Source organism: Streptomyces sp. NPDC057253, assembly GCF_042669125.1.
Classification (GTDB): Bacteria; Actinomycetota; Actinomycetes; order Streptomycetales; family Streptomycetaceae; genus Streptomyces.
The window spans coordinates 15,204-38,616 of sequence record NZ_JBHUXV010000020.1; the positions used below are offsets into that span (position 1 = coordinate 15,204).

Below are 23,413 nucleotides of genomic sequence, written 5' to 3' on the forward strand. Positions count from 1 at the left end.
CGGCCGTCTTGGAGGAACCGTGTTCCGCAGCGAGTACGCAGACGTCCAGCCCGTAGAACTCCCCATCCACGACGCGGTGCTGGCCCGCGCCGCCGAGTTCGGTGACGCGCCCGCCCTGATCGACGGCACCGACGGCACCGCCCTCACGTACGGACAGCTCGACGCGTTCCACCGCCGGGTCGCGGCCGGCCTCGCGGAGGCGGGCGTCGTCCAGGGGGACGTGCTCGCGCTGCACAGCCCCAACACGATCGCCTTCCCGACCGCGTTCTACGCCGCCACCCGCGCGGGCGCCTCCGTCACGACCGTGCACCCGCTGTCCACGCCGGAGGAGTTCGCCAAGCAGCTCTCCGACTCCGCGGCCCGGTGGATCGTCACGGTCTCCCCGCTGCTCGAGACCGCCCGCCGGGCGGCCGAACTCGCGGGCGGGGTACGGGAGATCTTCGTCTGCGACAGCGCCCCCGGCCACCGCTCCCTGATCGACATGCTTGCCTCCACGGCCCCCGAGCCGCACATCGACATCGACCCGGCGGCGGACGTGGCGGCCCTGCCGTACTCCTCGGGCACCACCGGCACCCCCAAGGGGGTGATGCTCACCCACCGGCAGATCGCCACCAACCTCGCCCAACTCGAACCGCTGATGTCGGCTGGCCCCGAGGACCGCATCCTCGCCGTCCTGCCCTTCTTCCACATCTACGGCCTCACGGCCCTCATGAACGCCCCCCTGCGCCAGGGCGCCTCGGTCGTCGTCCTGCCCCGCTTCGACCTGGAGACCTTCCTCGCCGCCATCCAGAACCACCGCATCACCGGCCTGTACGTGGCCCCGCCGATCGTCCTCGCCCTCGCCAAGCACCCGCTGATCGAGCGGTACGACCTCTCGTCCCTGCGGTACGTCGTCAGCGCCGCCGCCCCGCTGGACGCCGAACTCGCCGCCGCCTGCTCGGCCCGGCTCGGCCTCCCGCCCGTCGGCCAGGCGTACGGCATGACCGAGCTCTCGCCCGGCACCCACGTCGTCCCCCTGTCGGCCATGCGCGAGGCACCGCCCGGGACGGTCGGCAAGCTCATCCCCGGCACCGAGATGCGGATCGTGTCCCTCGACGACCCCGGCAAGGACCTCGGCACCGGCGAGGCCGGCGAGATCCTCATCCGCGGCCCGCAGATCATGAAGGGCTACCTCGACCGCCCCGACGACACCGCCGCCATGATCGACCCCGACGGCTGGCTGCACACCGGGGACGTCGGCCATGTCGACGCCGGCGGCTGGCTGTTCGTCGTCGACCGGGTCAAGGAGCTCATCAAGTACAAGGGCTTCCAGGTGGCCCCCGCCGAACTGGAGGCCCTCCTGCTCACCCACCCCGGCATCGCCGACGCGGCCGTCATCGGCGTCTACAACGAGGACGGCAACGAGGTCCCGCACGCCTACGTCGTCCGCCGGCCCACCGCCCCCGAGCTCTCCGAGAGCGAGGTCATGATGTACGTCGCCGAACGCGTCGCCCCCTACAAACGTGTCCGCCAGGTCACCTTCATCGCCGGAGTGCCCCGCGCCGCCTCCGGCAAGATCCTCCGACGACAGCTCAGGGAACGCGTATGACCCTCGTCGCCCGCACCCGCGCGCGTGCCGTCGAGACCCTCACCCTCGACTCCCCGCACAACCGCAACGCCCTCTCGGCCGCCCTGGTGGGAGAGCTGGCCGCCGCGCTGACGGACTGCGCCAAGGAACCCGACGTCCGCGCGATCGTCCTCACCCACACCGGCACCACCTTCTCCGCGGGCGCCGACCTCAAGGACCCCCCGGACCCGCAATCCCTGGTCGGCGTCCTGCGCCAGATCGTCGAACTCGGCAAACCGGTCGTCGCCCGCGTCACCGGACACGTCCGCGCGGGCGGCCTCGGCCTCCTCGCCGCCTGCGACATCGCGGCCGCGTCCACGGTGTCGACGTTCGCCTTCACCGAGGTACGGATCGGCGTCGCCCCCGCGGTCATCTCCCTGACCCTGCTGCCCCGCACCGACCCCCGCGCCCTGGCCCGCCACTACCTCACCGGCGAGCGCTTCGACGCGGCCGAGGCCGCCCGCATCGGCCTGGTGACCGCGGCGGGCGACGACGTGGACGCCGTACTCGAACCGATCCTCGACGGGCTGCGCCGGTCCGCACCCGAGGCCCTGGCCGAGACGAAACGGCTGCTCACGGCTAGGGTGCTGGAGACCTTCGACCGGGACGCGGCCGCCCTGACCGCGCTCTCGGCCCGGCTGTTCGCCTCACCGCACGCGCGCGAGGGCATGACGGCCTTCCTGGAACGACGGGATCCCTCATGGGTGGTGTGACCACGATCGGCGACCGGGCCGAACGCCGGCCCAAGCAGGACCGCAGCCGCGCAACCCGGCAGCGCCTCCTGGAAGCCGCCGTGTCCTGCCTCGCCGAACACGGCTGGGCGGGCTCCACGGTCACGGTGGTCGCCGAACGCGCCGGAGTCTCCCGAGGCGCCGCCCAACACCACTTCCCGACCCGCGAGGACCTCTTCACCGCGGCCGTCGAGTACGTGGCCGAGGAACGCTCCACAGCCCTCCGCGCCCTGTTCCCGCAGGGCGCGGCGGACGACCGCAGAGCGGTGATCTCCGCCCTGGTGGACCTCTACACGGGCCCCCTCTTCCGAGCCGCCCTCCACCTCTGGGTGGCCGCCTCCAACGAGGAGCAACTACGCCCCCGGGTGACGGAGTTGGAGGCGCGGGTAGGCCGAGAGACCCACAGGATCGCCGTAGACCTACTGGGCGCGGACGAGTCGAAGCCAGGCGTCCGAGAAACGGTCCAGGGCCTCCTGGACATGGCGAGAGGCTTGGGCCTCGCGAACCTGCTGACGGACGACAAGGCCAGGCGGGACAGAGTGGTGACTCAATGGACAGCGCTGTTGAACGAGGCGCTGCTGTAACTCGTCAGGGGCGCGGGGAACTGCGCGACCAGCCCCCACGCACCCGCAGCCGCCCGCAAGCCTCAGGCACGCCCTTCAGTGGGCGATCCCCCCGTACCCCTCAATGTCCCGAGGATCCCTGGACCCCGGCCCCACGTACCGCGCAGACGGCCGCACAAGCCGCCCCGTCCGCTTCTGCTCAAGAATGTGCGCCGACCACCCAGCCGTACGCGCACACGTGAACATCGACGTGAACATGTGCGCCGGCACCTCCGCGAAGTCGAGAACGATCGCCGCCCAGAACTCCACATTCGTGGCCAGCACCCGATCCGGCCGCCGCGCATGCAGCTCCGCCAGCGCCGCCTTCTCCAGCGCCTCGGCCACCTCGAAGCGCGGCGCCCCCAGCTCACGAGCCGTACGACGCAGCACACGCGCGCGTGGGTCCTCGGCCCGGTAGACCCGGTGCCCGAACCCCATCAGCCGCTCACCCCGGTCCAGCGCCTGCTTGACGTACGCCTCCGCGTCGCCCGTCCGCTCGATCTCCTCGATCATCCCGAGCACCCGGGACGGCGCACCGCCGTGCAGCGGCCCGGACATGGCACCCACGGCCCCGGAGAGCGCCGCGGCGACATCCGCACCGGTGGAGGCGATCACGCGCGCGGTGAACGTGGACGCGTTCATGCCGTGCTCGGCGGCCGAGGTCCAGTACGCGTCGACGGCCGCGACATGTTTGGGATCCGGCTCCCCGCGCCAGCGGATCATGAACCGCTCGACGACCGACTGCGCCTTGTCGATCTCCCGCTGCGGCACCATCGGCAGGCCCTGCCCGCGCGCGGACTGGGCGACGTAGGACAGCGCCATCACGGCCGCCCGGGCGAGGTCGGCCCGCGCCTGCTCGGCGTCGATGTCGAGCAGCGGTTTGAGGCCCCACACCGGCGCGAGCATGGCGAGCGCCGACTGGACGTCCACGCGGATGTCCCCGGAGTGCACCGGGATCGGGAACGGCTCGGCGGCCGGCAGACCGGGATTGAAGGCGCCGTCGACCAGCAGCCCCCACACGTTGCCGAAGGAGACATGGCCGACCAGGTCCTCGATGTCGACGCCCCGGTACCGCAGCGCGCCGCCCTCCTTGTCCGGTTCGGCGATCTCCGTCTCGAACGCGACGACTCCTTCGAGGCCGGGGACAAAGCCGGGGTCGTGGTCGGACATCAGGCGGCTCCTCATGATGTGTACGACGGATGACTCGTGATGCGTACGACGGATGACGCCACACTATCCCCGAGTGCCACCTTTGGGGAGGTGCGCGGCACTCAGTGCCACCACCTGTGGCAGTGGCGTCCGTACGGCAAGATGACCGGGTGACCGACGCAGCACACGCCGTCTTCCCGGACCCCGCCTCCATGCGCGAGCAGTACCGCGCGGAGGGCATCGCCGAGACCGACCTGGCCACGACCCCCGTCGAACAGTTCGCGCGCTGGTTCAAGCAGGCGGCCACCGAGGCGCACCTCTTCGAACCGAACGCCATGGTCGTCTCCACCGCGGACGCCCGGGGCCGCCCCAGCTCCCGCACGGTGCTGCTGAAGCAGTTCGACGAACAGGGCTTCGTCTTCTTCACCAACTACGACTCCCGCAAGGCGCGCGACCTCGCCGAGAACCCGTACGTCTGCCTGCTCTTCCCCTGGCACCCGATGGCCCGCCAGGTCATCGTCACCGGCCTCGCCCGCCGCACCGGCCGCGACGAGACCGCCGCGTACTTCCGCACCCGCCCGCACGGCTCCCAGCTCGGCGCCTGGGCCAGCGCCCAGTCCTCGGTCATCGCCTCACGCGAACAGGTCGACACCGCCTACGCCGACCTCGCCGCGCGCTACCCCGAGGGCGAACAGGTCCCGGTCCCCCCGCACTGGGGCGGCTTCCGGGTGGCACCGGAGACGGTCGAATTCTGGCAGGGCCGCGAGAACCGCCTCCACGACCGACTGCGCTACGTGGCGGAGGCGGACGGAACCTGGCGGGTGGAACGCCTCAGCCCGTGAGACCGGGCCGGGCCGCAGGCTTCAGACCCGGCCGGACGTGGGGTCACGCCCGTCCCACCACGCCGCCCAGATCCAGCGCGGACGCGATCCGTACCGCCACGTCCTCCGCGTACACCGCGTCGCTGCGCTCGAACTGACCCCGGCCGGCACCCCGCAGGAACGTCACGACCCCCAGCGTCCGCCCCCTGCTGCGCAGCACCGCGCACAGCGCGTGCACCACGTCCCCGGGCCACTGGCGGGCCTCGGCCCACTCACGGGCCCGGTCCGCCGGCACTGAGCCGACGCTCGCCCGCACCGACCCCACCCGGTCCACGCACTGCAACGCCGGATGCCCCTCGCCGTAGCGCACCGGCAGCCCGGCCGCACCCGACAGCAGACTCGGTCCCGGCGCCCCGGAGGGCGTCGCGGCGACCCGCACCAGCCGGACCGGACCCTCCGCCTCGCCGTCGGCCACCGCGGCACCGGCCACCCGGTCGATCAGCGCGTGATCGGCGAACCCGGCCAGCGCGAAGTCCAGGTGCACGACCGCCGCCTCCGCCGGGTCCTCGCACTCCGCCGCCGCCCGCGCCGCCCGGTGCAGCTGATTCGTCCGGAACCGCAGCAGCGAGGCCTCCTGCTCACTCTGCTTGGCCTCGGTCACGTCCTGGAACAGCCAGCCCACACCCAACGGCACCGGCTCCTCCGCGAGCGGCGAGGCCAGCCGGACGAACCCGCACCGCCAGCAGCGCCGCTTGTCGCCGTCCGGCGTCCGCACCCCGACCCAGATCTCGGCCGGCGCCGGCGGCGCGCCCTCGGCCAGCACATGGGTCAGCGCGCTCTCCAGCTCCTCCACGCCCTGCGCCAGCAACTCCCCGAGGGGCCGCCCCAGCACGGACGTACGGCCGACGCCCAGCGACCGGGCCGCGTGCGCGTTCACCACGGCGGGCCGCAGATCGGCGTCGACCAGCACGACACCCCAGGACGCGTCCTCGAACAGGGCCTCGCTCAACGCGATCGACCGCTCCAGGTCGATCTGCGTGTGCACCTCGCTGAAGGCGCAGTACACCCCGGCGGGCTCGCCGTCGGGCCCTCGTACGGCCGCCGACTGGGTCCGCACGAGCACCCGGCCGCCGTCCTTGGTCAGCAGCGCGAACTCGTGCACCTGGCGGCCGGGCGCCCGCATGGCGGACATCAGCCGCCCCTCGACCTCCTCGGCGTCGGCCGGCCGTACGGCCCACCCCGCGAACCCGTGCCGGCCCACCGCCTCGGCGGAACTCCACCCGAGGATGCGCTCGGCCTCACGGTTCCAGTGGGTGACGACACCCTCCGCGTCGAAGGCGCACAGCGCCGCGTCCATGCCGTCCAGCAGCGCAGCGAGCAGATCCGAACCGCCCGAGCCCTCAGAACCCTCCGGGCCGTCCGGCCCGGGGCCGTCGGGCCCCAGCTCGTCGGTGGTCCCACTACGCCGGGAAGCACTCACCTGGACCCCCTGCCAGCCGCTCACTAACAATCAATTCAACTCGAACGTGACGCAGCACACACCGGGTTCCCGCAAGATTGAGGGAATCGTTGTACGCCGGAAACGTGCCGAATCCCCCTAAGCGGCCCACCTGCCGGGCTCCAGCCGCAGGTCGACCCACTCGTCGCTTCCGCCGTCCAGCACATACCGGTCGACCTCGACGAACCCGCGCGCCCGCGCGAACCGGGTGCCGTCCTCATTGACGGCCAGCACGCACGTCTCGATCACCCGCGCACCGAGCACACGCGCATGATCAAGACACTTCTCGTAGAGAGCCGTCCCGAAACCCCGCCCCCGGTAATCGGGCAGCACACGCGCGATGACGGTCACGACGCCACCGTCCCCCGGCGGCCGCACAGTGGAACACCCCACGAGCACGTCCCCGAGATAGGCGTTCTCCATCCGATTACGCCCAAGCCGCGCCCGCACCTCATCCACCCCCAGGGCAGCGGGCGGCACGATCACGTTGTGCACAAACCGCCACTCCTCAGCCATGCCGTCCCCGACGACAGGCTTGATCCGCAGATCAGTCACGGGTCCCCCTCCATGCCTCCGACTCGATCAGCAACGCCATCCTAAAATTGGTTGATCGGCGGCCGATCGCTTCCTAGTGTGTGCTTCACGCCGAAAGGAGGTGATCGGGTACATGTATGAAACCCGGACGCGCGAGGTGGCTGCGGGCTAGCGGCCTGCCACCACATTCAGTGCGGTGCCGGACCAGCGCGTACGAGATGCGCGCAGCCGGCCAATTCAACGCAGTCACCCGACCCGCGAGCTCGCCGGTAACGTCCGGCCGGCTCCTCCGCCCCAGGCGGAGGGACCCGAGCTCGCGGGTCGTCTGCGTGTGGAGCCCGTCAGGCAGTGGGGTCCACGTTCCATGTCCGCGGCAGGTCACCGCCGCAGAAGACGCAGACGAAATCGCCCTCGCGGACGATGTTGTGCTGCCGGCAGTCGGGGCACCGGCGGAACACCACCTCGTGAGTGAAGCCGGAGGGCCGGTCGAGTCCTGCATGGTCCAGGGCGCGGGCGACCGTGGGCCAGGACGTGACGTCCGGGCAGTAGCCCGTGGACTGGTTGCTGACCTCGCTCACCGCCCACCCGTCCGCCTCCCGGACGAAGCCCATCTCACCGGCGCTCAGTACCTCGGCACCGCCGGCACAGGCCACGTGCTCGCTTCGGCGTGGCGCCAGCCGGAGCACGCCGTCCGTGCCGACCACGAAGGTGAACGGTTCGGCCAGTTCGGCCGCCGAGCGGTCGGCGATCCAGCCGGCGAACTCGGCCGTCGAGCCGATCCGGTACCCGCCGTCGCCCGGCCCGACCGTGGCCTTCAGCTCGGCCGGTCCGACGTACCGGTAGCTCCGCTCCCGCGCCTCCATGTCGGACGCACCCCTCAGTGCCGGTAGAAGATCCGGTCCCCGTACTCCTCGAAGACCTGGTCGTTCCACTCCAGGCCGCCGTCCACGTTGCCCGAGCGGAGCAGGGGTGGGTCGATTCCGCGGGCTGCGAGGGCGGCTGCGGTCGTGGCCATGACCGCCTGGAGCAGGGCCGAGGTCACCACCGTGGAGGCCGGGGCGAAGGGGGCCGGGACGGTGTCCAGGGTGAGTTCCGCGTCGCCGACGGAGATCTTGGAGTCGAGGACGACGTCGCAGTGGTCCTTGAGGAAGGTGCCCGAGCTGTGGCGGGGCTTCGTCGCGGTCGTGTAGGCGAGAGACGTGACGCCGATGACCTTCACGCCGAGGGCGCGGGCGGTCAGGGCCATCTCGACGGGGAGCGCGTTGCGGCCGGACAGGGAGATGATCACCAGGGCGTCGCCGGCGCGGAGCGGGGAGCAGTTCAGGACCGCGCTCGCGAGGCCGTCCACCCGTTCCAGGGCGGAGCCCAGGGTGGCGGGCATGACGTCGACGCCCACGACCCCCGGCACGGTGAGCAGGTTCATCAGGGCCAGCCCGCCGGCCCGGTAGACCAGGTCCTGCGCGGCGAGCGAGGAGTGCCCGGCGCCGAAGGCGAAGAGGCGCCCCCCGGCGGCGACGGTGTCGGCGAGCAGTTCGCCGGCCGCCGCGACGGACTCGCCCTCCTCGTCCCGGACCCGTTCCAGCAGCCCGATCGCGGCATCGAAGAACTGCCCGGACAGCTTGCCGTCGGCGCGCGCGGAGCCCGTCTCGCCCATGCGTCATCCACCCTTCGTCGCTGTGTCGCGGATCACCGTGCGGTCTGGACCACTGGGATGTCAATACGGTCGCGAGCCTGCTCGTCACCGCTCGGTTACACCGGCGCGGCACGCTTGTCAGTGGTATCCGGCAGAATTGAGGCCAGGGCCAGCGCACGCGCCGGGAAGCTGTCGTGCTTCCGGCAGATCTCATCAAGGGGCACGTATGTCCGGACTGATCGACACCACGGAGATGTATCTCCGCACCATCCTCGAGCTGGAGGAGGAAGGTGTGGTCCCCATGCGCGCCCGGATCGCCGAGCGGCTGGACCAGAGCGGGCCCACGGTCAGCCAGACCGTGGCGCGGATGGAGCGTGACGGCCTGGTGTCCGTCGCCACCGACCGCCACCTGGAGCTGACGGACGAGGGCCGCCGCCTGGCCACGCGCGTGATGCGCAAGCACCGCCTCGCGGAGTGTCTGCTGGTCGATGTGATCGGCCTGGAGTGGGAGCAGGTCCACGCGGAGGCGTGTCGCTGGGAGCATGTGATGAGCGAGGCGGTGGAGCGCCGGGTGCTCGAGCTGCTGCGCCACCCGACCGAGTCGCCGTACGGCAATCCGATCCCGGGCCTTGAGGAGCTGGGCGAGAAGGACGGCGCCGACCCCTTCCTGGACGAGGGCATGGTGTCGCTGGCCGAGCTGGACCCGGGTCTCGACGGCAAGACGGTCGTCGTACGCCGTATCGGCGAGCCGATCCAGACGGACGCGCAGCTGATGTACACGCTGCGCCGCGCGGGTGTGCAGCCCGGTTCGGTGGTGAGCGTGACGGAGTCGGCCGGCGGGGTGCTGGTGGGCAGCGGTGGTGAGGCGGCCGAGCTGGAGTCGGACGTCGCCTCGCATGTGTTCGTGGCCAAGCGCTGAGCTCAACTTCCCGGTTGTGCGGGGTAGTTGTGGTCTGTCCGGGACTGGTGCCCGGTGTCGTACAGGGCTCGTCGATCCGAGATTCACTGTGCGGAATCGCAGCGCTTCGACGCTTCCCGTGCGAGGCTGTCGCGTGAGGCATATGACCTGAGGGGGCGGGCGGATGTGCCGTAGATGTGGGGATGGCCCCGGCACCTTTCGGCGCCGGGGCCTGTCCTCCCCTGTGCTGACCCGGAGCCCCGAGCTCTCAGGGTCATTCCCCTCGGACCGGTTTCCCCGAGCGGTCCGCCTCCCGCTGAAGATCTCCCCTCGGCGGCGGCGATCATTCCTTGAGTGCGGTCACTCGAACGAGGGGTGTTGCCGCGCGAGAACCCATTTTCGAATACAAGTTCGATAGTGTGAGGGTGACGGGGCGCGCGGGGCGTGCGCTGCACAGATGTACGACATGACAGCGGCAGACAGGACAGACACCACAGGCACGGCAGGCCAAGGGGGGTGCCAATGGCGCGGCGCATCGACGTGACCGGGGCGGGCGGCGTACGTCTCGCGGCCTGGGAGTTCGGCGATCCTCCCAAGACCGACCCCCATGAACCCCCGGAGAAACGATCACCCGGGGTCCTCTTACTCCACGGCCTGATGGGCCGTGCCTCCCACTGGGCGTCCACCGCCCGCTGGCTCTCCGAGCGGTACCGGGCCGTCGCGCTCGACCAGCGCGGTCACGGCCAGAGCGACAAGCCCCCTCGGGCCGCCTTCACCCGTGACGCGTACGTCGAGGACGCCGAGGCCGCCCTCGAACAGCTGGACCTCGCCCCCGTCGTCCTCATCGGCCACGCGATGGGCGCCCTGACCGCCTGGCAGCTCGCCGCCCGCCGCCCCGACCTGGTCCGCGGAGTGATCATCTGCGACATGCGGGCCTCCGCCCTCGGCGCCGCCTCGCAGCGGGAGTGGGGCGAGTGGTTCAAGGCCTGGCCGGTCCCCTTCGCCACCCTCGCCGACGTACGCAAGTGGTTCGGCGAGGACGACCCCTGGGTCGAGCGGCCCAACCCGGCGCGCGGCGAGTTCTACGCCGAGGTGATGGCCGAGTCCCCCGACGGCTGGCGCCCCGTCTTCGAGCCCGAGCAGATGCTCCAGTCCCGTGAGACCTGGGTCTACGACGCCCACTGGGAGGAACTCACCCAGGTCAGGTGTCCCGCCCTGGTCGTCCGCGGCCTCGACGGCGAGCTGGGCCGCGCGGAGGCCCAGGAGATGGTCCGCGTCCTGCCCCGCGGCGAGTACGCCGAGGTCGCCGACGCCGGCCACCTCGTCCACTACGACCAGCCGGAGGCCTGGCGGGCCGCGATAGAGCCGTTCCTGGACGGACTCGGTCCGGGTGGCCTGAGCGGCTCCACCCCTGGCTGACGCACGGCGAGACCCCCGGCGAACCACGTCCGCCGGGGGCCGTGCAGGCTCAGCGCACGTCGACGTAGTCGCCGCCCGCCGTGGCGGTCGCCGTCGTGGCGCTGCCCGTGAAGCTGTAGCGCCAGTAGCCGTCGGTGGTGGCCTTGACCGTGGTCTTCAGGTTCCCGGTGCTGTTCGTCGTGACCGTCTTGACGGTCGTGTACGTGCTCGCGCCCTTCTTGCGGAACTGGAGCCGCACCTTCTGCCCCGCGTATCCGTGGAAGCCCCCGAGGGTCTCCCAGTCGGCCCGGGAGAGCTTCCCGGTGACGGTGAGGGTCTTGTTCTTCGCGACGGGCTCCGGCGAGGCGTTGACCGTCAGGGCCGCGTCCCGCAGCACCGGCACCGACCTCACCGCGTGCCGGTCGGTGAACCCGCTGCCGTCCCCGGACTCGGCCCAGGCGGCCGTGTTCCAGGTGCCCGCGAGGGCGTTGCGCCCGAAGGCCCAGCGGGGCTGGATGTAGGCGAACTCGGCCGTGCAGGTCGCCGTCGTCGCGTCGACCTTGGTGCAGGACGCGGGCCAGGTGGCGTAGAGCACCGCGCTCGGGGCGTCGTAGGACCCCTTGTACAGGTACATGTCGCCGCCCGCGATGCCGGACGGGTCGGTGGCGGTGAACTTCGCGGTGAACTCCTGGAGCGGCTGGTCGTCGAGCCGGACCGGCTTGCCGCCGTTGACGACGACGTTAGAGATCCGGGTCGAGCCGACCGTCTCGTCACCCAGCCGGGCGGGGCCCGCGAAGGCCCGCACGAGGGTGCGGCTGAGGCTGCCGCCCAGGTCGTCGACGGCCGTCACGCGCAGGGTGACGTAGGCGGCGTCGGCAGGGACCGTGTACGGCGCCGAACCGTCCGCCGCGAGCGGCAGGTCGGTCCAGGTGGTGCCGCCGTCGGTCGAGGCGGCGAGGCCGGTCACGCGCGTGTGGGCGCTGTCCGCGTCGGCGTTGCGGGTGGACGCGCTCGCGGCGACCCGCACGGTCCCGGCGGCGGCCCGGCCCGAGCCGTCGAGGCCCGAGACCTTCACCTGGGTGTCGATGAGCGGGAGCACCCGCCCGGAGACGCCCCCGAAGGTGCTGCCGGCGCGGAACGTCCAGGTGGTGCGCACGTCTGTGGCCAGCCGCGCGTACGGCACCCGGCGGTGCGTGGTCTGCTCCAGGGTGTACGACTGCTCCCGCGACGGCAGCGCCGAGGAGGTCAGCGAGTGGTAGGCGTCGATGCCGGAACCGTCGGCGTAGACGACGCCGTCCGCGCCGGTGACCCGGTACGAGGACAGCGCGCGGCCGTCGGTCCCCTGGTGTCCGTCGGCGTCGCCGAAGGCGCTTCCCTCGTCCAGGTGGAGCCGGTGGTTGTAGAGCTGCGAGCCGGTGCCCTCGCCGAGGACGGGCTGGAGCGGGGCCGCGCCCAGCGTCTCGCCCGTGCTCGTGCCGGCGGGCAGGGTGCGGGCCGGCAGGTTGAGGTACTGGTCGAAGGTGCCGTAGTCCAGGATCCGGCCGTAGGCGACGCCCGGGGTGACGTACTCCGTGACCGAACCGGCCACCGGCACCGCGTTGCCGATGTAGACGCCGGTCCACTCGCCGAAGTTGGGCACCGACTGGAGGAAGGCGGTCGTTCGGGTGCCCGGGGCGCCGATCGTGGTGACCGTCCTGGCCAGGGAGGCCTGGGCGACCTTCTTGATGGGCGAGGTCGGCACGGTGCTGGTGAAGCTGTGGGTGAGGTCGTAGCGGTAAGGGCTCGGGACGCTCGCCGAGGAGCCCTTCTTCGCCAGGACGTCATGGATGCGCAGCGAGACGCCCGGCAGGGTGAAGGGCGTGACGTACACCTTGTCGTCGCCGGACCCCGCGAAGCCCGCCAGGCCACCGCCCGGCACGGTCAGCCAGACCGCGGCCGACTGCCGGGTGGCGGTGGTGTCGTCGGTGCGGATGCCGGTCTCCTTGGCCGCCCGCTGGTCGAAGTTCACCGTCTTCGCGGCCGAGCCGACCGTGAAGGACTGTGTGAGCAGGTAGCTCGGCTGCTGCCAGTCGACGTGCAGCGCCACGGCGAAGTAGTCGCCCGGCGGCAGCTTGACGGTGGAGGTCGGCCCGCGCCCGTCGCTGTTGACCGGGTACGACGTCCAGTTCGTGCGGTCCCAGACGTAGAACAGCTTGCTCGCCACGTAGTCCGCGTGCGTGATCGTCAGCTTGACGGAGTACGTCCCCGCGGCGGCGGTCGTGGTCGCGGCCGTCGCAGCGGTGGCGGTGGCCGGCTTCACCGCGAGGCTCGCCGGCTCCCGGTCCGCCGCGCGCTCGGCGCTCGGCCGCACGGAGACCCGGCCGTCGAGCGACGCGAACGAGTAGCGGGTCCGCTCCGCGCGGTCCGCGGCGGTGATGTGCAGGTTCCGGCCGCCGACCAGGTCGACGCGGTCACCGTTGCCCAACTCGACGCCCTCAGCGCCCTGTTGAGCGTGCACCGTCCCTGTGCCGGCGTGCACCGGAGTGGTCCCGGCCTGCCCCGGAGCCGCCCCGGCCGAAGGCGCGAGCAGCACGGACGCGGTCAGTACCGCCCCGCACAGCGCAGCCCCGACGGATCTTCGAACACCGTTCATGAATCAATCCCCTTGCCCCTGAATCCCCTGATCCCCCGTGCGACCTACCCGGGTCCACACCTCACAGGAGTCGCACAGTGCACTCTAGACAAGGGGTCCGACACCGGCCCCGGCCACCCACCCCGACGATCCGTCAGCCCTTGCTGACCGCCATCAGGATCTCCGGCAGCCGCCGTGCCGTCCGCGGCGCCGCCAGCCGCAGCCCCGCGAGCGTGATCACCGCCCCGTAGACCGCGCCCACCGGCAGCAGCACCCAGCTCCACTCGTCGCCGCCCGCGCTGACGTTGGCCCAGATCGCCAGGGCGATCACCGGAGCGCACAGCAGCGCGGCCGAGACCATCCCGCCGACGACGGCGGCCGCGGCGAGTCCGGACTGCCCCGGGGCCACGTTCTTGTAGCCCTCCTGCGGAATCGAGTACGGGAAGCGTGCCGACGTCCACGCCCCGGTCGCCAGCATCGCCCCGAGCAGCGCGAAGGACATGCCGAGCACCTCGGGCAGCTTCGGCCAGTCGCCGATCAGCGCGGTGGTCACCACGGTGACGAGCGTGGCGTAGGGCAGGGTGATCACCAGCAACGCCAGTGCACGCGCGCGTAGTTCGACATAGGCGTCCCGCGTGGAGGAAATGGTCAGCGCGACCATCCAGAACGCGGAGGTGTCCTGCCCGAACTGGTTGTACATCTGCACACCGAGCATCCCGGCGGCGAAGCAGGAGAAGTAGATCGAGCCCGTGCCCTGCACCGCGTTGAACACCGGCACGATCAGACCGATGGCCAGCGAAGTCACCCACGCTGCCTTGGTCTTGGGGTCGCGCCACACATAGCGCAGGCTGCGCTCCATCACGGTGCCGGTGCGGCCGCCGGGCAGCAGCCGCGCGAGCCCGGTTGAGCCCCGCTCCCGGGAGGCCCCTTGGGAGGACGGCAGCGTGGAGCCGTCGGGCGAGGTCATCAGCCGGGTGAGATGACGCGACCAGAGGGCGAGAACGCCCGCCAACGCGACTGCGGACAGGGCGAGTTGCAGTACGGCGACCCCGTACGCCCCCTCGCTCGCCGAGCCGACCGCCCCGATCGCGGAGGCGGGCGGGATCCACTCCAGCACGCCGGCCGGTCCGTCCAGCTGCCCGAGTCCACCCGAACCCAGCCGCTGCGCACCGAAGTTCACGACCTGCGCCCCGACGGCGACGACCAGTCCGCTCAGCACCGCCAGATCACGGCCCTTGCGACTGCTCAGCAGCCGGAGGTTGGCCACCGCGACCGCCCGCGCGAGGGCCACGCAGACCAGCAGCGCGAGCGGGACGGCGACCGCGGAGAGGACGTACGCCACCATTCCGTGCGCGACGGCGACCACGGACCCGACGAGCAGGCTGAGCGTGAACACCGGCCCGATGCCGACCAGGGAGGCCACAAGCAGCGCCCGCACCAGGGGCCGGGGGCGCAGCGGCAGCATCACCAGCCGGGTGGGGTCGAGGGTCTCGTCGCCGCCGGGGAAGAACAGCGGCATCACGGCCCAGCCGACCGCGAGGACGGCGATGAGCGGGACGACGACGGAGTCCGCGTGCTCGTTGCCGCGCAGCACGACCAGCCCGATCAGCTGGAGGACCGAGAAGAGCAGCACGGCGACGGCCGAGCCGATGTAGGCGGCCCGCCGCCCACCGGACTGCCGCAGACCGTTCCGGAGCAGCGACAGCTTCAGCCGTACGACGACCGGGGTGACGTCCTGCGTCGCCGGGCCCGGCGCGACCCCGGCCGCAGAGGCGGACGCCGTCATCGGGCCCCGCCGCCCAGCCAGTCCAGGTTCGCCCCGGCGTCCTGCGCCTGTGCGCCCACGAGTTCGAGGAACGCGCGCTGGAGGGAGGGCGCCGCACCGCGCACCTCGTCGAGCGGACCGTGCGCGCGGATGCGACCGGCGGCCATGACGGCCACCCAGTCGCACAGGGACTCCACGAGCTCCATCACATGCGAGGAGAAGACGACGGTGGCGCCGGAGCCGGTGTACCGCTCCAGCACGCCCCGGATGGTCTGCGCGGAGACCGGATCGACGCCCTCGAAGGGCTCGTCGAGGAACAGCACCTCGGGATTGTGGAGCAGGGCGGCCGCGAGCCCGATCTTCTTGCGCATCCCGGTCGAGTAGTCGACGACCAGCTTGTGCTGGGCCCCCGCGAGATCCAGCACGTCGAGCAGTTGCGAGGCCCGCCGGTCGACCTCGCCCCCGGGCAGCCCCCGCAACCGCCCGGAGTAGGCGAGCAGTTCCCGCCCGGAGAGCCGCTCGAACAGCCGCAGCCCCTCGGGCAGCACCCCGATCCGGGCCTTCACCGCCACCGGGTCCCGCCACACGTCGTGCCCGGCCACACAGACGGATCCCTGATCGGGCCGCAGCAGCCCGGTCACCATGGAGAGCGTGGTGGTCTTCCCGGCTCCGTTGGGCCCGACGAGCCCGATGAACTTCCCCGCGGGCAGCTCCAGATCAATGCCGGCAACCGCTACCTGCTGCCCGAACCGCTTCCAGAGCCCCCGCACACGCACAGCCGACGTCATGAACGCCCACTCTAGGGGGGCACCTCACCTGTCCCGGCCGCACGCATAGGCGAGCGGCGAGATCAGCTCCTCGGCGTCCGGCAGCCACCGGTTCGCCGCGGTGGGCCGACAGGCCCACTGCACCGCCCCGGAGGAGCCGTACCGGGTCGGGGGCGCCGCGACGAACGACCCCTCGCCCAGCACCACGAGGTCGAGCGAGGTGGGAGCCCATCCCAGCCTGCGCACGAGATCCGGCACCTTCGCGGAGGCACCCGGCAGCACGAAGAAGTGCATCCGGCGATCGGGCGTCAACGTCACCGGACCGAGCGTCAACTCCATGCGCTCCATGCGGGCCAGCGCGAGGAACCCCGCCGTGTCCCGCACCGAGATCGAGTCGAACGTCCGTCCCGTCGGCAGCAGGATGGAAGCCGTCGGCTGCTTCTGCCACATCCGGCGCGCGACGGTCGCACTGCCCGTGGCCTGCGTCGCCCAGTCCTCCCGCGAGGGATGCGCCCCCGGGGCGGCGCACGCGGTGTCACCGCAGGAGCAGCGCTGCACCCCGTCGACGGCTTCCAGCCAGGTGCCGGGAAAGACGTCCCAGTGGCGCTCCTCGGCGTATCGTACGGCTGTCTCCAGCAGCGATTCCCCGCGCTGCTGCGGAATCTGAGCGGCCTCGGGGCCCGCGATCGTCTCTTCCACGCTCAACACAACTCCCGCGCCCACCTCGGGTTACGGCTGTAGCGCGCGCGGGGGAGGAGCATTGATTCGGCATCTGGGGCGCATGGATGCACGTGTGGGGGCGCGCGGGAGGGCCCGGGGCGTGAGCTGGGTAGCCACGAGAGGGGCAGGCTTCCGCCTTTACCCCGGCAATCCTCGCATGCCTCGCATTTTAGCTGTCTCAGCGGGGCATTGATCTTCACGGCCGGATCTTTTCGTTCACACCGACGAGGTCCGGGAGTGGAAGACACGTCAACTCGGTGCGTGGGCAGGCACCGCAGCCACAGGGGGTACGCCATGGCCGCAAGGCCACTCGTCGCGCGGCAGCCGAACGAACGACTGCAGGCGCTCATCCAGGAGGCGGGGTGCTCGAACGCCGGGCTCGCCCGCCGCGTCAACATGTGCGGTGCCGAGCACGGCCTCGACCTGCGCTACGACAAGACGTCCGTGGCCCGTTGGCTACGGGGACAGCAGCCGCGGGGCCGGGCGCCCGCGATCATCGCGGAGGCGCTCGGGCGCAAGCTCGGCCGGACGGTCACGATCGACGAGATCGGCATGGCCAACGGCAAGAACCTCGCCTCCGGTGTCGGCCTCCAGTTCTCGCCGACGGTACTGGGCGCCATCGAGCAGGTGTGTGAGCTGTGGCGCAGTGACGTGGGCCGCCGGGACTTCCTGTCCGGCTCCTCGGTCGCCGCGTCCGCGCTGGTCGAGCCCAGCCGGGACTGGCTGATCTCCTCGCCCGACTCACAGGTGGCCCGCCAGGCGGGCCCGCGCGTGGGCCAGTCCGACGTGGCGGCCGTGCGCGCGATGACCCAGGCCCTCGTCGACCTCGACCACCAGTACGGCAGCGGGCATGTGCGCCCGGTCGTCGTGCACTACCTCAACAGCGTGGTCTCCGGGCTGCTCGCGGGGTCGTACCGGGAGGCCGTCGGGCGCGATCTGTTCGCCGCGGTGGCCCGACTCACCGAGCTCGCCGGATACATGGCGATCGACACCGGTCAACCGGGCCTGGCCCAGCGGTACTACATCCAGGCACTGCGGCTCGCGCAGGCGGCCGGCGACCGCGGGTACGGCGGCTATGTGCTCGCCGCGTCCATGAGCCACCTCGCCGCGCAGCTCGGGAACCCGCGCGAGATCGCCCAGTTGGCGCGGGCGGCGCAGGAAGGGGCACGGGGGCGGGTGACTCCGCGCGCGGAGGCGATGTTCCACGCGGCGGAGGCCCGCGGGCACGCGCTGATGGGCGACGCGCGGGCCACCCAGGTCGCGTCGGGGCGGGCGGTGAGCGCGCTGGAGGCGGCGGACCCCTCCTCCGGTGACGACCCGGCGTGGATCGCGCACTTCGACGAGGCCTATCTGGCCGACGAGTTGGCGCACTGCCACCGCGACCTCGGTCAGGCCGACGCGGCGGCCCGGTGCGCACAGGAGTCCCTGGACGGCCTTCCGGAGAACAAGGCGCGCCGCCGGGCCATCGGGTACGTCCTGCTCGCCACCGCGCAGGTGCAGCAGCGCGAGATCGAGCAGGCCTGCAACACCGGCCTGAAAGCGGTGGAGTTGCTGGAGACCGTCCGCTCCAACCGGGGCGCGGAGTACCTCGACGACTTCCAGCAGCGCCTGGAGCCGTTCCGGGACGAGGCCGTCGTCAGGGAGTTCGGGGCCCGCCTCGACCTTCAGGCAGCCGCCTAAGGGAGGCCGCGCAGGAGAGACGTATACAGCGGACACGAGCCCGGAACTGTCACGGGATCTCCCGGGATTTGTTACCGCGGTCACAGCGGCGCAGGTCACGACCTGTGCTACGTGGCACCGGGCTCGGCGGACCCGGTAGCGTGAGCCGACGATTCCGAAGTTCCCCCATAAGTAGGAGTCCCGGTGACGCAGAGTGGACAGGGCGAGCAGCCCTCGGCGCGCGAAGCGCGCGAAGGCATCGTGCTGCCCTCCGACGGCGGGGAACCCCTGCTGCCGGGACAGACGGGTGGCTACGGCACCCCGCAACCCGGTTACGGCACCCCGCCGCAGGGCGGCTACGGAAGCCCGCCGCAACCCGGCTACGGGGCCCCGCAGCAGGACGGTTACGGCGGCTCTCCGCAGGCGGACCCGTCCCGTCCGGCGCCCGACCCGGCGTACGGCGGGCCCTCCGCCGGCCCCGCCTACGCCCAGCCGCCCGGCGGTCAGGCCTGGGGCACCCCGTGGGGCCCCGACCAGCAGCAGAGCCAGGCCCAGCCGCCCGCCCAGGACTGGTCGCAGCCGCCCACCCAGACCTGGGGCGTCCCGCAGCAGCCCCCGGGCACCCCGCAGCAGCCGGGCGGCATACCGCCGCAGTCCCAGCCGCTGCCGCCCCCGCAGCAGCCCGCTCCGGGCTACGACACCAACGAGCCCACCTCCTACTACCTCCCGCCGGTCGGCGGGCCCCTCCCGTCGGCGCCCGCCGCGCAGTCCCAGCCGCTGCCCCCGCAGCAGGGCCAGGTAGCGCCCTACGAGGCCCCCGGGGCCGCGCCCGCACCACAGCAGCCCGCGCCCGGCTACCAGACCGACGAGCCGACGTCTTACTACCTCCCGCCGGTCGGCCAGCCCCTCCCGTCGGCCTCCGGCACGCCCGCCTCCGCGCCCCTGCCGCCCGTCGACGAGGGCGCCACGCAGGTCATCCCGCCGATCCCGGCCGCCGCCGACGAGGGCGCCACCCAGTTCATCCCGCCGGTGCACCCCGGCGCCCTCCCGCCCGAGGCGGGGCAGCACCCACAGGCCGGCTACGGCGCGCAGGCCGGGTACGGCCCCGACGCCCAGGCCACCCAGTTCATCGCGCCCGTGCCGGGTCAGGCCGCGGGGGGCGACCGGCAGCCGCCCTCCGACTTCGACAACCTCTTCCGCGGCCAGGGCGCCGACGGCGGCGCCGCGTCCACCCAGCAGATGCCGCGCTTCACCCCACCCGAGGCCGTGCCCCCCGCCTACGGCGCCCCGCAGCCGTCGTACGGCGCCCCGCAGCCGCCGTACGTCCCGCCGGGCGGTGACGGGTACGACGACGGCGGTCGCGGCGGCCGTGGGCGCTCGCGGGTGCCGGTCCTGGCCGCCGTGGGCGTCGGCATCGTCGTGCTCGGCATCGGCGCGGGCGCGCTGCTCGCCGGGGGCGGCGGCGGTGACGGGGGCGACAAGAACCAGACCGTGTCGGCGACGGCTCCGGCGACCGGGGGATCGTCCTCGCCGGCCGCCGACCCGGCGAAGGCGCAGGCCGTCGAGCTGGACAAGCTGCTCGCCGACAGCGGCAACAGCCGTTCCTCGGTGATCAACGCGGTCGCGAACGTGAAGTCCTGCAAGAACCTCGGCCAGGCCGCCCAGGACCTGCGGGCGGCGGCGGGTCAGCGCACCGAGCTGGTGACCCGCCTGGGCGGCCTCTCGGTCGACCAGCTGCCGAGCCACGCCGAGCTGACCGAGGCCCTCACCAAGGCCTGGCGGGCGTCGGCGTCCGCCGACAACCACTACGCGGCCTGGGCCGACCAGGCGGCCGGCAAGAAGGGCTGCAAGAAGGGTCAGGCCCGCACCACGGGCCAGACCGCGGCCGGCAACCGGGACAGCGGCACCGCCAGCACCGAGAAGGCCAGGGCGGCCCGGCTGTGGAACGCCATCGCGAAGAAGTACAGCCTGACGGAGCGCTCGGCGACCCAGCTGTGAACGGACGGGCGGGGGCGCCTTCCGCACCCCCGCCCGTCGGTCGCTTCCGTCGCGTCGGTCGCGTCAGTCGATGTCGGCGTTCCTGAGGGTCTGCGTCACGTCGGTGAAGCCCTTGCGGGCCGCGACGAGCTGCCCCTGGCGGACGACCTGGAGGGTCACGTTGGCGTTGACCATGCGCGGGAAGCCCACCGAGGCGAGGTGGTTCGTGGAGGCCCAGGTGTCCCGGGGCCACTGGAGGGTCGGCGTCAGCCCGCCCGTCGGTATCTTCAGGCCGTCGTTGAGGACGCCCCGCACGCTGTCGGCGGACACCTCGCCGCCACCGAGCGACTCGACGGCCTTCCTGAACACCGTGTAGGCGATCCAGGTGGTCTGCACGCCCGCGTCCGCCGAGTCGATGCGGTTGTCGCCGAAGGCCTCCTTGTTGATGACCTTCTTCATCGCGTCCCAGCGGGCGTCGCTCTCCACCGGGTACCAGCCGGTGATGTACGACCCCTCGTAGGGCCCCGAGGCGCCGCCGGACGCGTCGATCTCCGTCTGGTCGACGCTGCCCATCGCCATGGCCGTGCGCACCCGCGGGTACTCGGCGCGGGCGCGCCGGAAGGAGTCCATGAAGGTGCTGGTCCGATCGCCCAGCGCGGGCACCACGCACCCCTGCTTGCCCGCCCCGGCACCCGAGCCGCCCGAGGCCGCGGAACCGGCCGTCGCGCCGTCGAGCGCCTTGACGGACTGCGACGAGTACTCGCTGGCGTCGTCCGCCGCCCGCACGTCGCTCGCGGCCCGGTGGCCACCGGTGGTCAGCCCGGAGTCGAGGAGCACGGGCAGCTCGTCGCCCGCGATGGTGTCGGGCCGTACGAGGGTGACGTCGCCGCAGTCCCGGGCGAGCTCCTTGCCGAGACCGGCCAGCAGGGTGGGCTGGCCGCCGTTGACGGGATAGGAGAGCGGGCTGGTGAACTCGGCGTTGGTCACGCCGTAGCCGCCGATGTAGGGGATGCCCGCGCCCTCCAGGGGCGGGAAGAAGGAGTCGGCGTACTGGCTGTAGGAGCCGACGACCGCGACGACGTTCTCCTTGACCGCGCGCCGGGCGCACTTCGCGGCGGACACGCCGTCGTTGTTGTCGTTGCAGGTCAGGACGGTGAGCTTATGGCCGTTGATGCCGCCCGAGGCGTTGATCCAGCGGGCGTAGGCCTGGGCGAAGGCGGGCATGCCGGGTTTGTTGGTCGCCTCGGTGCCCGAGGGGGCCCAGGTCATGACCTTGATCGAGCCGTCCCCGGAACCCCCCGTGGTACCGGGGACGACCCCGCAACCGGCGGCGAGGGCGGCACACGCCGCGAGCGCCCCCGCCGCGAGGGCGGCTCTGACGGGTCGGTGGTGCCGGGAGAGGAAGGTGCTGCGGATGCGTCGCCTGCCGGTCATGGACCTACACGCTTCCGTCACACCGCCAACTCGGGAGTGACCCTCGGTCAACGAACGGTGACGTAAAGGTGAACAGCGGGGGCCTGTGGGGCACGTTCGGGCGAGAACGTACGATCGGTGACCGTGCAAGGTTCGGAGAACTCTTCCCGTCGCGGCCGTCGCTCCTCCACCATGGGCGGCATGCCACTGAACGACATGCCGTGGTGGCGCTGGCGCAGCAATGTGCGCTCCGCGCTGCACATGCTCTCCGACCCCACGTTCCAGCAGAACGTCTGGCTGACCGGTGTCGAGGGGTACGGGGACGTCACCGACGCCGTGTACCGCCTCGTCGAGGACACCTGGCTGGACAACTGGTCCGCCGAGAAGTACGTCGGCACGATCTTCCGGGACTCCCAGGAGGCGGCCCTCGTCGACACCGCCGTCCTGCGCGTCCTGCGGATCATGCACCAGGTCGGTCCGGATGCCCCCGTCTCCGTGTACATGGAGAACCCGGGGTGGCCGGACGCCGTGCGGGCGGCGCGGGACGCGCACGTGCGGATGGCGATGGCCGACGGGGAGGACCCGGACGCCCCGCCGCGCACGCTCCAGGTGCTCCAGATCATGACCCGGTCCGCGTGACGGACGCGGTCCCGGCCGCGGCGGTGGATATGCGACCCTGTCCTGCATGAACGCGCAGTCCCCCCGAGCCGAGGCCCCGGCCGACCAGTACGTGCTGACCCTGTCCTGCCCCGACAGGAAGGGCATCGTGCACGCCGTGTCGAGCTACCTCTTCATGACCGGCTGCAACATCGAGGACAGCCAGCAGTTCGGCGACCACGACACGGGTCTGTTCTTCATGCGCGTCCACTTCTCGGCGGAGGCGCCGGTCACCGTGGACAAGCTGCGGGCGTCCTTCGCGGCGATCGGTGACTCCTTCCACATGGACTGGCAGATCCACCGGGCCGAGGACCGGATGCGGGTCGTGCTCATGGTCAGCAGGTTCGGGCACTGCCTGAACGACCTGCTGTTCCGCGCGCGGATCGGAGCCCTTCCGGTGGACATCGCCGCGGTGGTGTCCAACCACACCGACTTCGCCGAGCTCGTGGGGTCGTACGACATTCCCTTCCACCACATTCCGGTGACGCGGGAGAACAAGGCCGAGGCGGAGGCGCGGCTGCTGGAGCTGGTGCGGGAGCAGGACGTCGAGCTGGTCGTGCTCGCCCGGTACATGCAGGTCCTGTCGGACGACCTGTGCAAGCAGCTGAGCGGGCGGATCATCAACATCCACCACTCGTTCCTGCCGAGCTTCAAGGGTGCGAAGCCTTATCACCAGGCTCATGCGCGGGGTGTGAAGCTGATCGGGGCGACGGCGCACTATGTGACCGCCGACCTCGACGAGGGGCCGATCATCGAGCAGGAGGTCGAGCGGGTGGGGCATGGCGTGACGCCGGACCAGCTGGTCGCGATCGGGCGGGACGTGGAGTGCCAGGCGCTGGCGCGGGCGGTGAAGTGGCATGCGGAGCGGCGGATCCTGCTGAACGGTCGGCGGACGGTGGTGTTCGCCTAGGAACTCGGGGCTGGTTGTCGTGGGGCGGCTGCGGGTCGTTTGTGGCTGGTCGCGCAGTTCCCCG

General features: G+C 72.0%; 20 protein-coding genes. 10 read left to right on the top strand and 10 right to left on the bottom strand.

Features of this window, described 5'->3' with window-relative positions:
• Positions 1–19 precede the first annotated feature (19 nt).
• From ACFULQ_RS13695 to ACFULQ_RS13705, 3 genes are read left to right on the top strand one after another with little or no spacing between them, the layout of a single operon-like run.
• Positions 20–1,588: a 4-coumarate--CoA ligase family protein gene (locus tag ACFULQ_RS13695; protein WP_383542533.1), complete on the top strand. Its 1,569-nt coding sequence runs from the start codon at positions 20–22 to the stop codon at positions 1,586–1,588.
• Positions 1,585–2,319 carry an enoyl-CoA hydratase family protein gene (locus tag ACFULQ_RS13700; RefSeq protein ID WP_383542536.1) on the top strand — a complete coding sequence of 245 codons (735 nt, stop codon included), beginning with the start codon at positions 1,585–1,587 and terminating at the stop codon, positions 2,317–2,319. Before ACFULQ_RS13695 ends, ACFULQ_RS13700 begins: the two co-directional genes overlap by 4 nt.
• On the top strand, positions 2,307–2,921 hold the full coding sequence (locus tag ACFULQ_RS13705) for a TetR/AcrR family transcriptional regulator (protein WP_383542539.1): 615 nt from the start codon (positions 2,307–2,309) through the stop codon (positions 2,919–2,921). The genes ACFULQ_RS13700 and ACFULQ_RS13705 overlap by 13 nt, the downstream gene beginning before the upstream one ends.
• Before the next feature lie 75 nt (positions 2,922–2,996).
• Here the strand turns inward: ACFULQ_RS13705 and ACFULQ_RS13710 are convergent, their stop codons facing one another.
• The gene (locus ACFULQ_RS13710; protein ID WP_383542541.1) at positions 2,997–4,109 is read right to left on the bottom strand and encodes a citrate synthase 2; all 1,113 of its coding nucleotides are present in this window, start codon (positions 4,107–4,109) and stop codon (positions 2,997–2,999) included.
• 191 nt (positions 4,110–4,300) lie between these two features.
• Here ACFULQ_RS13710 and pdxH point away from each other — a divergent pair, with 191 nt between their 5' ends.
• The gene (gene pdxH, locus ACFULQ_RS13715) at positions 4,301–4,930 is read left to right on the top strand and encodes a pyridoxamine 5'-phosphate oxidase (protein ID WP_383542769.1); all 630 of its coding nucleotides are present in this window, start codon (positions 4,301–4,303) and stop codon (positions 4,928–4,930) included.
• A 43-nt stretch (positions 4,931–4,973) separates the two neighbouring features.
• Here pdxH and ACFULQ_RS13720 read toward each other — a convergent pair whose 3' ends face one another.
• From ACFULQ_RS13720 to ACFULQ_RS13735, 4 genes are all read right to left on the bottom strand, one after another.
• Positions 4,974–6,389 carry a PAS domain-containing protein gene (locus tag ACFULQ_RS13720; protein WP_383542544.1) on the bottom strand — a complete coding sequence of 472 codons (1,416 nt, stop codon included), beginning with the start codon at positions 6,387–6,389 and terminating at the stop codon, positions 4,974–4,976.
• 117 nt (positions 6,390–6,506) lie between these two features.
• Positions 6,507–6,962, bottom strand: a complete 456-nt coding sequence (locus ACFULQ_RS13725) for a GNAT family N-acetyltransferase (RefSeq protein WP_383542546.1) — start codon at positions 6,960–6,962, stop codon at positions 6,507–6,509.
• 320 nt (positions 6,963–7,282) lie between these two features.
• Positions 7,283–7,804, bottom strand: a complete 522-nt coding sequence (locus ACFULQ_RS13730) for a hypothetical protein (protein ID WP_383542549.1) — start codon at positions 7,802–7,804, stop codon at positions 7,283–7,285.
• Between the two features lie 14 nt (positions 7,805–7,818).
• Positions 7,819–8,595, bottom strand: a complete 777-nt coding sequence (locus ACFULQ_RS13735) for an SIS domain-containing protein (RefSeq protein WP_383542551.1) — start codon at positions 8,593–8,595, stop codon at positions 7,819–7,821.
• Positions 8,596–8,800: 205 nt separating this feature from the next.
• Here ACFULQ_RS13735 and ACFULQ_RS13740 point away from each other — a divergent pair, with 205 nt between their 5' ends.
• Positions 8,801–9,493 carry a metal-dependent transcriptional regulator gene (locus tag ACFULQ_RS13740; RefSeq protein WP_330266159.1) on the top strand — a complete coding sequence of 231 codons (693 nt, stop codon included), beginning with the start codon at positions 8,801–8,803 and terminating at the stop codon, positions 9,491–9,493.
• Between the two features lie 501 nt (positions 9,494–9,994).
• Positions 9,995–10,891, top strand: coding sequence for an alpha/beta fold hydrolase (locus tag ACFULQ_RS13745; RefSeq protein ID WP_383542554.1), 897 nt, complete (start codon positions 9,995–9,997; stop codon positions 10,889–10,891).
• 49 nt (positions 10,892–10,940) lie between these two features.
• Here the strand turns inward: ACFULQ_RS13745 and ACFULQ_RS13750 are convergent, their stop codons facing one another.
• The 4 genes from ACFULQ_RS13750 to ACFULQ_RS13765 form a co-directional block, all read right to left on the bottom strand.
• Complete coding sequence (locus ACFULQ_RS13750) at positions 10,941–13,502, bottom strand: hypothetical protein (RefSeq protein WP_383542557.1); 2,562 nt, start codon at positions 13,500–13,502, stop codon at positions 10,941–10,943.
• 133 nt (positions 13,503–13,635) lie between these two features.
• Positions 13,636–15,267, bottom strand: a complete 1,632-nt coding sequence (locus tag ACFULQ_RS13755; RefSeq protein WP_383542559.1) for a transporter — start codon at positions 15,265–15,267, stop codon at positions 13,636–13,638.
• Complete coding sequence (locus ACFULQ_RS13760) at positions 15,264–16,034, bottom strand: ABC transporter ATP-binding protein (RefSeq protein WP_383542561.1); 771 nt, start codon at positions 16,032–16,034, stop codon at positions 15,264–15,266. Before ACFULQ_RS13760 ends, ACFULQ_RS13755 begins: the two co-directional genes overlap by 4 nt.
• Positions 16,035–16,058: 24 nt before the next feature.
• Positions 16,059–16,721 carry a bifunctional DNA primase/polymerase gene (locus ACFULQ_RS13765; protein ID WP_383542564.1) on the bottom strand — a complete coding sequence of 221 codons (663 nt, stop codon included), beginning with the start codon at positions 16,719–16,721 and terminating at the stop codon, positions 16,059–16,061.
• A 306-nt stretch (positions 16,722–17,027) separates the two neighbouring features.
• On the opposite strand from ACFULQ_RS13765, the gene ACFULQ_RS13770 reads away from it, so the two are divergent.
• Both ACFULQ_RS13770 and ACFULQ_RS13775 read left to right on the top strand, forming a co-directional pair.
• Positions 17,028–18,413 (top strand): transcriptional regulator, encoded by a 1,386-nt coding sequence (locus ACFULQ_RS13770; RefSeq protein WP_383542567.1) that lies wholly within the window; start codon positions 17,028–17,030, stop codon positions 18,411–18,413.
• A 183-nt stretch (positions 18,414–18,596) separates the two neighbouring features.
• Complete coding sequence (locus ACFULQ_RS13775; protein WP_383542570.1) at positions 18,597–20,390, top strand: hypothetical protein; 1,794 nt, start codon at positions 18,597–18,599, stop codon at positions 20,388–20,390.
• Between the two features lie 63 nt (positions 20,391–20,453).
• On the opposite strand, the gene ACFULQ_RS13780 is transcribed toward ACFULQ_RS13775, so the two are convergent.
• Positions 20,454–21,803, bottom strand: a complete 1,350-nt coding sequence (locus ACFULQ_RS13780) for an ABC transporter substrate-binding protein (protein WP_383542573.1) — start codon at positions 21,801–21,803, stop codon at positions 20,454–20,456.
• Between the two features lie 117 nt (positions 21,804–21,920).
• Here ACFULQ_RS13780 and ACFULQ_RS13785 point away from each other — a divergent pair, with 117 nt between their 5' ends.
• Together ACFULQ_RS13785 and purU are read left to right on the top strand one after the other, a co-directional pair.
• Entirely contained in the window at positions 21,921–22,421 is a 501-nt protein-coding gene (locus ACFULQ_RS13785; RefSeq protein ID WP_383542576.1) for a hypothetical protein, read from the top strand.
• A 46-nt stretch (positions 22,422–22,467) separates the two neighbouring features.
• Positions 22,468–23,349, top strand: coding sequence for a formyltetrahydrofolate deformylase (gene purU, locus ACFULQ_RS13790; RefSeq protein WP_383542578.1), 882 nt, complete (start codon positions 22,468–22,470; stop codon positions 23,347–23,349).
• The last annotated feature ends 64 nt before the right edge of the window (positions 23,350–23,413 follow it).